Source organism: Streptomyces sp. URMC 127, from assembly GCF_051386535.1.
In the GTDB taxonomy this organism is placed as follows: Bacteria; Actinomycetota; Actinomycetes; order Streptomycetales; family Streptomycetaceae; genus Streptomyces.
Genome location: NZ_JBPQTW010000232.1, coordinates 1 through 10371 on the forward strand (window position 1 = coordinate 1; position 10371 = coordinate 10371).

General features: G+C 68.8%; 10 protein-coding genes. 2 read left to right on the top strand and 8 right to left on the bottom strand.

Annotated features, from left to right (window positions below; translation table 11 throughout):
* Both ACSNOH_RS29860 and ACSNOH_RS29865 read right to left on the bottom strand, forming a co-directional pair.
* Positions 1–206: phosphoribosyltransferase domain-containing protein (locus ACSNOH_RS29860; RefSeq protein WP_436724566.1), on the bottom strand; the 206-nt coding region annotated here is incomplete at its 3' end.
* Positions 207–232: 26 nt separating this feature from the next.
* Positions 233–1405 carry an HpcH/HpaI aldolase/citrate lyase family protein gene (locus ACSNOH_RS29865; protein ID WP_436724567.1) on the bottom strand — a complete coding sequence of 391 codons (1173 nt, stop codon included), beginning with the start codon at positions 1403–1405 and terminating at the stop codon, positions 233–235.
* 241 nt (positions 1406–1646) lie between these two features.
* Between ACSNOH_RS29865 and ACSNOH_RS29870 the strand changes: the two genes are divergently transcribed.
* On the top strand, positions 1647–2579 hold the full coding sequence (locus ACSNOH_RS29870) for a TerD family protein (RefSeq protein ID WP_436724568.1): 933 nt from the start codon (positions 1647–1649) through the stop codon (positions 2577–2579).
* 126 nt (positions 2580–2705) lie between these two features.
* On the opposite strand, the gene ACSNOH_RS29875 is transcribed toward ACSNOH_RS29870, so the two are convergent.
* The 6 genes from ACSNOH_RS29875 to ACSNOH_RS29900 form a co-directional block, all read right to left on the bottom strand.
* On the bottom strand, positions 2706–3449 hold the full coding sequence (locus ACSNOH_RS29875; protein ID WP_436724569.1) for a TerD family protein: 744 nt from the start codon (positions 3447–3449) through the stop codon (positions 2706–2708).
* Between the two features lie 122 nt (positions 3450–3571).
* Positions 3572–4732 carry a DUF475 domain-containing protein gene (locus ACSNOH_RS29880; protein WP_436724570.1) on the bottom strand — a complete coding sequence of 387 codons (1161 nt, stop codon included), beginning with the start codon at positions 4730–4732 and terminating at the stop codon, positions 3572–3574.
* Positions 4733–4781: 49 nt separating this feature from the next.
* Entirely contained in the window at positions 4782–5357 is a 576-nt protein-coding gene (locus tag ACSNOH_RS29885) for a TerD family protein (protein WP_120754445.1), read from the bottom strand.
* Positions 5358–5482: 125 nt separating this feature from the next.
* Positions 5483–6058, bottom strand: a complete 576-nt coding sequence (locus ACSNOH_RS29890) for a TerD family protein (protein ID WP_436724571.1) — start codon at positions 6056–6058, stop codon at positions 5483–5485.
* 126 nt (positions 6059–6184) lie between these two features.
* Positions 6185–6643, bottom strand: a complete 459-nt coding sequence (locus ACSNOH_RS29895) for a peroxiredoxin (protein ID WP_436724572.1) — start codon at positions 6641–6643, stop codon at positions 6185–6187.
* 158 nt (positions 6644–6801) lie between these two features.
* On the bottom strand, positions 6802–7224 hold the full coding sequence (locus tag ACSNOH_RS29900) for a DUF3052 domain-containing protein (RefSeq protein WP_436724573.1): 423 nt from the start codon (positions 7222–7224) through the stop codon (positions 6802–6804).
* 479 nt (positions 7225–7703) lie between these two features.
* Between ACSNOH_RS29900 and aceE the strand changes: the two genes are divergently transcribed.
* On the top strand, positions 7704–10371 hold a 2668-nt coding region (gene aceE / locus ACSNOH_RS29905; protein WP_436724574.1), incomplete at its 3' end, for a pyruvate dehydrogenase (acetyl-transferring), homodimeric type.

Here is a 10371-nt window from a genome sequence, read left to right on the forward strand (position 1 = left end):
ACGCGGCGCCCGAGCCCGAACCCGGACCCGTACACCACCGACGGGGACGCCGGAACGTGCTTGCCGAGCACGTTGGAGACCAGCAGGTGCGCCCGCTTGGGGTTGCGCCGCAGCGCCAGGCCGAGCAGCTCGGGGAGCCGGGCGTCACCGTCGAGCGAGACGCCGAGCCGTTCCGCGACCCATTCCCCTGCCCAGACCCCGCTCACACCCGAACCCTCTCGCCCGCCCGGACTCACTCGCCCGCCCGAACACTCGCCGCCAGCAGTTCCACAAAGCTCACGTCCTCCCGCGCGACGCCGAACACCTCGGCGCGCAGCATGATCCGCTCGGCCCAGGCCCGGTGCGGCTTCACTTCGTTCATCTTGTTCGTGTAGGCGGACCGCAGCACTCCGCCGCCGTCCCGCTCCGGCCGCAGGATGTCCTGCGCGTCGCTGAACTCTTCATGGCTGACAACGGACAGGGCATGAACAGGCGCGACGTGCGAAGGATGGATGCACGTCTTGCCCTGGAGCCCGTTCGCCCGGTCGAGCTGGATCTCGCGCAGGAGCCCGTCCATGTCGTGCTCGATGAGAGCCGTGCGCAGCTCCTCCGCGGGCCCGGCGAAGGGCGTCCGCCGCAGCTGCGGCTTGAACATCCGCTCGTGCTGTCTGAAGTACTCCCACACCGGCCCGGTGACGGTGAACCCGCTGCCGTCGGCCCGGCCGAGCACGTTCACCACGTCGGCGATGACGGAGGCGACGATCTGCACGTCGTACGCGGTCATGTCGGGCGCCCGGCGCAGCCCGTACGCGGAGCAGAAGTCGGTGACGCCGAGCCGCAGCGCCAGCACCCGGTCGCGGTACTTGTCGACGGTGCGGGCGATCCCGGCGAGGGCCTCGCGCCGCGTCTCCAGGTGCAGCAGCTCGGGCGATTCGAGGACGGGCATGGCGAACAGCCGCTGCCCGCACTCCGCTTCGGCCTCGGTGAGCGCTTCGAGGAAGGGCACGCCCCGTTCCTCGGTGAACTTGGGCAGGACGAATCCGGAGAGCAGCCGGACGGACGCACCAAGCCGCCGTACGAGGTCGGTGATCTGGTCAGGCCGGCGCACCCGGATGAACAGCAGCGGCACCCGGGCACCGGCGCCCGCACCGGCCAGCACGGCGAACTGCCGCACGAGGTTCTCTTCGGCGGCCACGACGTCGTCGTCGCCTATGGAGTCCTCCAGGCAGAGGACCATGGACACCACGCCCCGCTCGGCCTGCTTGACGACGTCCGCCGCGAGGGACTGCCGCGTGCCGGGGGCGTAGAGCGTGGCGCCGAGGGCGACGGAGAGCGTACGGGCCGGGGAGCCGGCGTCGAAGGCGACCGGCTCCTGATGGAACAGACCATTCCGCACTGAGGGCGCAAGGTGTCCGAAATGCCTCATTACTCTCCCCGTGGCCACACCTGCGCTCAGGCTCGTCCAGGCGCAGAGGTGGCCGATTATCGTACGTCCGGCGACGGGTCAAGAGTTCCCCAAGTGCATGAAAATCTGGCTCCCCGCATGAGTCGCGAGGATGTCGGGGCGGGGAGTCCACGGGTACGCGGTGTGCCGGTTTCGTGATCGTCGGCACCCTCGCCCACCCCTGCGTTGTCCCCCGGAGCCGTGGGAGGGCAGGATTGCGGGCATGACGCACGCCATGCTGAAGGGGTCGAACATCCCGCTGGACGCCCGCTCCGTGCGGGCCGTACTGCGCTGGACCCCCGGCCCGGGCGTCCCGGACGTGGATGCCTCCGCCCTGCTCGTGGGCGAGAACGGCCGCGTCCGCTCGGACGAGGACTTCGTCTTCTACAACCAGCCCCGGCACCCCTCCGGGGCGGTCCGCCACCTGCCGAAGAAGCGGCTGGTCGAAGGCCTGACCGATGCGATCGAGACCGACCTGGGGGCCCTGGAGCCGGCCGTGCACCGCGTCGTGCTGGCCGCCTCCGCGGACGGCGGCGACTTCGGCCGGGTGCGGGACCTGTGCGTCCTGCTCTACGACGCCGCGGCGGTCCCCGCGGGGCAGAGCGGCGAGCCGCTCGCGCTGTTCGAGGTCCAGCCGGAGACCGGCTCGGAGACCGCGATGATCTGCGGCGAGCTCTACCGGCGCGGGGAGGGCTGGAAGTTCCGGGCCCTGGGGCAGGGCTACGCCTCGGGGCTGGTCGGGCTGGCCACGGAGTTCGGCATCTCGGTGGACGAAACGGAGGAGCCGGGTGGCACGGGTGGCGCCGGAGGCGCCGGGGACACGGCGGCCCGGGCTGCGGCGCCGGCCCAGGCCCAGGCCCCCGAGGGGGCGCCTGCCGCCGCGCCCGCGGCCGCACACGGCCCCGGACCGGCGCCGGAGCCCACCCCGACGCCCCAGCCGCAGCCGCAGCCGCAGCCGGGGTACGGCTACCCGCCCCCGCCTCCCGTACCGCCCGCCGTGCCGTCACAGCCGGCGTACGGCTACCCGCATCAGCCGGCGCACGTGGCCGCGCCCGCACCGGCCCCCGCCTACGGCTACCCGCCGCAGTACCGGCCGGTGCCGGACCCGTCCTTCCGGCTGCCGCCGCAGGGCCCGCAGTTCCTCCCGAACCGCTGACGGCGGCGCCGCACCGGGGCTCCGCCCCGGACCCCGGTCCTCACACGCCGGACGGCTGAAGAGGGGTGAGGCGCCGAGCGACCCGCACGGGAGGCACCCCCGGCGCCCCGGCCGCCGTCGCCGCCGTCAGACCTTCGTCTTGTAACCCCTCCCCCACTGCAGCCCCCACCCGTACAGCCGGTCCAGCTCCGCCTGGAAGCCGTACACGTACCGCATCTCGCGCCGCAGGACGATCTCGCCCTTGATGTTCTCCAGCATCACCACGGCGCACGACCGCGCCTCCGGCGCGCGCTCGTCGAGCGCGATCTCGATCCGGGGGCCGTTGCCGGGGTAGAGCGTCACCATGGCGTGCGTACGGTCGAACGCCGGGGTGCCGTCATAGATGTAGACGAAGATCAGCAGCCGTTTGAAGTCGGCGCGGTGGTCCATGTTGATGTAGATCGTCTCGCCCGAGCCCGACCCGAAGCGGTCGTCGCCGCTCAGCTGGACATACGGCGGCGAGTTGATGCTGCCCAGTATGTTGCCGAGGGGCTGGACCACGCCCTTGGAGCCGTCCTGGAGCTCATACAGACAGGCGAGGTCGAGGTCGACGTTGACCATGGCCGGGCCCTGCGCCTGCACCATCTCGGGCCGGAATTTCCGCATCGGGTGCCGCAGGCTCTGGCCGCGGCCGGGCCGGTCGCCGAAGTCCGAGGTGCGCATCCGCCAGGAGAGGTTGACCCGCAGGTTTCCGGTGACCGCCCCTTGTTTGGTGAGGGAGAAGGAGGGATGACGCTTGGTCAGCTCGACGGCGCCGTTGACACCGCCGAAGTCGAGCTGCTGCGCGGCCGCGCGCCCCCAGTTGTCGAAGAACCTGTTCCAGACCGCCATGACCGACGTACCCCCCACCTATTCCTGGCGCATTTCCCGCTTTCCCGCTCAACTGCCGCGGGGCGGCCGTGAGGTGAGCCTCACGACCGCCCCGCTGAGAGCGTTCCTCAAATGTGCCGGGGTCACACCCCGGAGGCGACTTCGGCCTTGCTCCCGGAGCCGTCCCCGGACTCGGCCTCCTTGCGGTTGCGCATCACGGAGGACAGGAACGACAGCCCGATGAGCACCACGCCGATGAGACCCGTGACGACCTCGGGGATCTCGTACTTGATGGTGATCAGCAGGATGACGGCGAGCGCGCCGATGGCGTAGTGCGCGCCGTGCTCCAGGTAGACGTAGTCGTCCAGGGTCCCCTTGCGGACGAGGAAGACCGTCAGGGACCGGATGTACATGGCGCCGATGCCGAGACCGAGGGCCATCACGAAGATGTCGTTGGTGATGGCGAAGGCGCCGATGACACCGTCGAAGGAGAAGGAGGCGTCGATGACCTCCAGGTAGAGGAACATGAAGAAGGCGGCCTTGCCGGCGAGGCCGACGGCCGAGCCGCCCTTCTTCGCGGCGGCGCCCCCGGCGGCGGCTTCCTGGGCTTCCTCGGCCTCTTCCTCTTCCTCCTCGGCCTCCTCCAGGCGGTTCTCGAAGAAGTCGGAGATGCCGCCGACGACCAGGTAGGTCACCAGACCGCCGATTCCGGCGAGCAGGACCGTGGTGGCCTTGTCGATCGTGCCCTCACCGTCGTGCACCGGGACGGCGGTGGCGAAGGTGGTGGCGGCGATGATCAGCACGACCAGGGAGACGACGATGGAGAGGGCCTCCAGCTTGCCGAGCTTGGCGAGCGGCTTCTCCAGCCAGGCGAGCCACTTGATGTCCCGGTCCTCGAAGATGAAGTCCAGGAAGATCATGAGCAGGAACATGCCGCCGAAGGCGGCGATGGCCGGGTGGGCGCTGGTGACGAGGGCTTCGTAGCGGTCGTGGTCCTGAATCGCGACCTTGACCGCCTCGATCGGTCCCAGCTTCGCCGTGATGGCGACGATGACGACCGGGAAGACGAGCCTCATGCCGAAGACGGCGATGAGGATGCCCAGGGTCAGGAACATCTTCTGCCAGAACGGGTTCATCTTCCGGAGGATTCCGGCGTTGATGACCGCATTGTCGAACGAGAGCGAGATCTCGAGGACGGACAGTATCGCGACGATCGCGAGCCCCTGCCACCCCCAGAGAACACCGGCCAAGGCCAGTCCGGCCGCCGTGATGGCGAACGACCAACCAAAGGTTTTCAGGAGCACTGGCTACCCAATCCTTCGTTATGGGGTTTCCCCCGCGCCGTGCGCGGCTTTACGAAACGTTGACCCCGAAGTCTAGGGCGATGCCGCGCAGACCTGATGCGTACCCCTGACCGACCGCCCGGAACTTCCACTCGCCGCCGTAGCGGTAGACCTCGCCGAAGATCATCGCGGTTTCGCTGGAGGCGTCCTCGCTGAGGTCGTAGCGGGCGAGCTCGGAGCCGTCGGCCTGGTTGACGACGCGGATGTAGGCGTTGCTGACCTGGCCGAAGCTCTGGCCGCGGACGTCGGCGTCGTGGATGCTGACCGGGAAGACGATCTTGTCGCAGGCGGCGGGGACCTTGGTCAGGTCGACCAGGATCGTCTCGTCGTCGCCTTCGCCCTCACCCGTGAGGTTGTCGCCGGTGTGTTCGACGGAGCCCTCGGGGCTCTTGAGGTTGTTGTAGAAGACGAAGTACTCGTCACCGAGCACGCGGCCCGTGGCGCACAGCAGGGCGCTGGCGTCGAGGTCGAAGGGGGCTCCGGTGGTGGAGCGCGCGTCCCAGCCGAGACCGACGGTCACGTTGGTGAGGTTGGGTGCGGCCTTGGAGAGGGAGACGTTGCCTCCCTTGGCGAGCGTGACGCCCATGATCTTGTTTCCTCCCCGAGTCGAGATCGCCGGCGCCCCGGGGTGTGCTGCGGGGCGCCGGTGCGCGTCCGGCGCCGCACTCCCGGGGTCGGGGGTGCGGCGCCGGACGCGGACGGCTGTCTGGATCAGACGTTGACGCCGAAGTCCTGGGCGATGCCGCGCAGGCCCGAGGCGTAGCCCTGGCCGATGGCGCGGAACTTCCACTCGGAGCCGTGGCGGTAGAGCTCGCCGAAGACCATGGCGGTCTCGGTCGAGGCGTCCTCGCTGAGGTCGTAGCGAGCCAGCTCGGTGTTGTCGGCCTGGTTCACGACGCGGATGTAGGCGTTGCGCACCTGGCCGAAGCTCTGCTGCCGGGACTCGGCCTCGTAGATCGAGACCGGGAAGACGATCTTGGCGACGTCGGCGGGCACGCCGGCCAGGTTGACCTTGATGACCTCGTCGTCGCCCTCGCCCTCACCGGTGAGGTTGTCACCCTGGTGCTCGACGGAGCCGTCGGGGCTCTTGAGGTTGTTGAAGAAGACGAAGTTCTGGTCGTTGGCGACCTTGCCCTGGTCGTTCGTCAGCAGCGCGCTGGCGTCCAGGTCGAAGTCCGTACCGGTGGTGGTACGGGCGTCCCAGCCGAGACCGACGATGACCGCGGTCAGGTTCGGGGCCGCCTTGGTCAGCGAGACGTTGCCGCCCTTGCTGAGACTGACTCCCACGAGTCCTCCATTGGTTTTCGGGGGGCTGGGTCGGTCCCCGCGCCCCCGTTGTGCGATGGCAACCGGTCAACGTCTGGATCCTAGTGACCGGTTCCCGGCGATGGCATGCTTCTCGGCGCGACCGGCTCAGAGAGCGGCGAGCGCCTTGGTGTACTCGTTCAGGTCGCGCGCGTCGGGCAGGCCGTTGACGACCGTCCAGCGCACGACGCCTTCCTTGTCGATGATGAAGGTGCCGCGCACCGCGCAGCCCTTCTCCTCGTCGAAGACGCCGTAGTCGCGGCTGACGTTGCCGTGCGGCCAGAAGTCGGAGAGCAGCGGGTAGGTGAGCCCCTCCTGCTCGGCGAAGACGCGCAGCGAGAACGGGGCGTCGTTGGAGACCGCGAGCAGCTGCACGTCGTCGTTGACGAACTTCGGCAGCTCGTCGCGCAGGGCGCACAGCTCGCCGGTGCACACGCCGGTGAAGGCGAAGGGGTAGAAGAGCAGGACGACGTTCTTCTCGCCGCGGAAGTCGGAGAGCCGGACGGTTTCGCCGTGCTGGTTGCGCAGCGCGAAGTCCGGAGCCTTGTCGCCTACGGCGATAGCCATGGGGAACACCTTTCTGGTGACTGGTCCTGTCGGCGCGCCCAGTCTGTCACCGCCCCCCGCGGGGAAACACCGCACCCCCGGCGACCGGGGGTCGCCGGGGGTGCAAAAGGGTCCGGGGCGGCGCCGTGGCGGCGCGGCACCCCTTTGAGGAGCCGGGGCTAGCGCTTGGGGGCGACCAGGCGGGCGCCGGTCCAGTCCTTGGCCACGCTGATGCTCTTGGTCTGGCTCAGACCCGCGGTCTGGGCCGCCTCGCTCACATCGCTCGGCTCGATGTAGCCGTCACGGCCGGTCTTGGGGACCAGCAGCCAGATGACCCCGCCGTCCTCGAGCAGACCGATGGCGTCCACCAGCGCGTCCGTGAGGTCTCCGTCCTCATCCCGGAACCACAGCAGGACGACGTCGGCCACGTCGTCATAGTCCTCGTCGACGAGGTCCTGGCCGATGAGGGACTCGATACCTTCACGGAGATCATGATCGACGTCGTCGTCGTAACCGATCTCCTGGACCACCTGTCCGGGCTCGAAACCCAGCCTTGCGGCCGGATTGGTCCGCTCCTCCGCGTGGTCCGCGGTCGCGCTCACGGATTTCCTCCTGTCATCCTTCGAGACGTTGCATTCGGCTCGCGCGTACGCGAAACGATGGGCGTAGTCCACACGTGACGGACGGATCGCGCAAGTACCCGGCCATCGAGACCGCCGAAACGTTGACGGACGCGGACGTCCTGTGGCAACTCCAACCCTGTGGCGGGAGGGGCGAGTGATTCACAACACAGAACTTTGCCCCATTTGCGAAGTTACTCCATGTGATTCCGGGGAGCGACCCCGAACAGCCGTACACGAGGAACCTCCATTGGGGGCGTAAGGTTGCGATTTGGCCGCCCCGGGCGACCAACAAACGCTGCTTCGTCTCACCAGTGGTGGTTACCGCCCAGTAGAGATGACGTTTCCGCCGCCGCGGTCCACGATGGGAGCCGGCGCCAGATAAGCAGCCCCATATTTGACCGCGTGCGCAGCAACACCGCGTGCAGAGCACGACCACGACCGAACAGCGAAGGAACAGCGTGGCTTCCGGATCCGATCGCAACCCGATCATCATTGGCGGCCTTCCCAGCCAGGTCCCGGACTTCGACCCCGAAGAGACCCAGGAGTGGCTCGACTCGCTCGACGCAGCCGTCGATGAGCGAGGCCGGGAACGTGCCCGCTACCTCATGCTTCGCCTGATCGAGCGGGCTCGCGAGAAGCGCGTCGCCGTGCCCGAGATGCGCAGCACGGACTACGTCAACACCATCGCGACCAAGGACGAGCCGTTCTTCCCCGGCAACGAGGAGATCGAGCGCAAGGTCCTCAACGCGACCCGCTGGAACGCGGCCGTGATGGTCTCCCGGGCGCAGCGCCCGGGCATCGGCGTCGGCGGCCACATCGCCACCTTCGCCTCCTCCGCCTCGCTGTACGACGTGGGCTTCAACCACTTCTTCCGCGGCAAGGACGAGGGCGACGGCGGCGACCAGATCTTCTTCCAGGGCCACGCCTCCCCGGGCATCTACGCCCGCGCGTTCCTCCTGGACCGGCTCTCCGAGCAGCACCTGGACTCGTTCCGCCAGGAGAAGTCGAAGGCCCCCTACGGCCTGTCCAGCTACCCGCACCCGCGGCTCATGCCGGACTTCTGGGAGTTCCCGACCGTCTCGATGGGCCTCGGCCCGCTCGGCGCGATCTACCAGGCCCGCATGAACCGCTACATGGAGGCGCGCGGCATCGCCGACACCTCCAAGTCGCACGTGTGGGCGTTCCTCGGCGACGGCGAGATGGACGAGCCGGAGTCGCTCGGCCAGCTGTCCATCGCCGCCCGTGAGGGCCTGGACAACCTGACCTTCGTCGTCAACTGCAACCTGCAGCGCCTCGACGGCCCGGTGCGCGGCAACGGCAAGGTCATGCAGGAGCTGGAGTCGCAGTTCCGCGGCGCCGGCTGGAACGTGATCAAGCTGGTCTGGGACCGCTCCTGGGACCCGCTGCTGGCTCAGGACCGGGACGGCATCCTGGTCAACAAGCTCAACAGCACCCCCGACGGCCAGTTCCAGACGTACGCCACCGAGACCGGCGCGTACATCCGCGAGCACTTCTTCGGCGACGACCACCGTCTCCGCAAGATGGTCGAGAACATGACCGACGACCAGATCCTGCACCTGGGCCGCGGTGGTCACGACCACAAGAAGATCTACGCGGCGTACGCGGCGGCCAAGGCCCACAAGGGCCAGCCGACCGTGATCCTGGCGCAGACCGTCAAGGGCTGGACCCTGGGTCCGAACTTCGAGGGCCGCAACGCGACCCACCAGATGAAGAAGCTCACGGTCGAGGACCTCAAGCGCTTCCGGGACCGTCTCCACATCCCGATCGCCGACAAGGAGCTGGAGTCCGGCCTGCCGCCGTACTACCACCCGGGTCGCGACTCGGAGGAGATCCAGTACATGCACGACCGCCGCAAGGCGCTCGGCGGCTACGTGCCGACCCGCGTCGACCGGTCGAAGCCGCTGGTCCTCCCGGGCGACAAGGCCTACGCCTCCGCCAAGAAGGGCTCGGGCCAGCAGTCGATCGCCACCACCATGGCGTTCGTCCGCATCCTGAAGGACCTCATGCGGGACAAGGAGATCGGCAAGCGCTTCGTGCTGATCGCCCCCGACGAGTACCGCACCTTCGGCATGGACGCGTTCTTCCCGTCGGCCAAGATCTACAACCCGCTCGGTCAGCAGTACGAGTCGGTGGACCGCGAGCTGCTGCTCGCGTACAAGGAGTCGCCGACCGGCCAGATGCTGCACGACGGCATCTCCGAGGCGGGCTGCACGGCCTCGCTGATCGCCGCGGGCTCGGCCTACGCGACGCACGGCGAGCCGCTGATCCCGGTCTACGTCTTCTACTCGATGTTCGGCTTCCAGCGCACGGGCGACCAGTTCTGGCAGATGGCCGACCAGCTGTCGCGCGGCTTCGTGCTCGGCGCCACCGCCGGCCGCACCACGCTGACCGGCGAGGGCCTGCAGCACGCCGACGGCCACTCGCAGCTGCTGGCGTCCACCAACCCGGGCGTCGTCTCCTACGACCCCGCGTTCGGCTTCGAGATGGCGCACATCGTCAAGGACGGTCTGCGCCGGATGTACGGCGAGAACGCCGAGGACGTCTTCTACTACCTGACCGTCTACAACGAGCCGATCCAGCACCCGGCCGAGCCGGCGGACGTGGACGCCGAGGGCATCCTCAAGGGTCTGTACCGCTTCTCGCAGGGTGAGAAGGGCGCGATCCCGGCCCAGATCCTCGCCTCGGGCGTGGCGGTGCCGTGGGCGATCGAGGCCCAGAAGATCCTCGCCGAGGAGTGGGACGTCAAGGCGGACGTCTGGTCGGCCACCTCGTGGAACGAGCTCCGCAAGGACGCCATCGAGGCGGAGGAGCACAACCTCCTCCACCCGGAGGAGGAGCTCCGCGTCCCGTACGTGACGCAGAAGCTCCAGGGCGCCGAGGGTCCGTTCGTGGCCGTCTCCGACTGGATGCGTGCCGTGCCGGACCAGATCTCGCGCTGGGTGCCGGGTGCGTACCAGTCGCTGGGTGCGGACGGCTTCGGCTTCGCCGACACCCGTGGCGCGGCCCGTCGCTTCTTCCACATCGACGCCCAGTCGATCGTCCTGGCAGTGCTCACCGAGCTCGCCAAGCAGGGCAAGGTCGACCGCTCGGCGCTGAAGCAGGCGG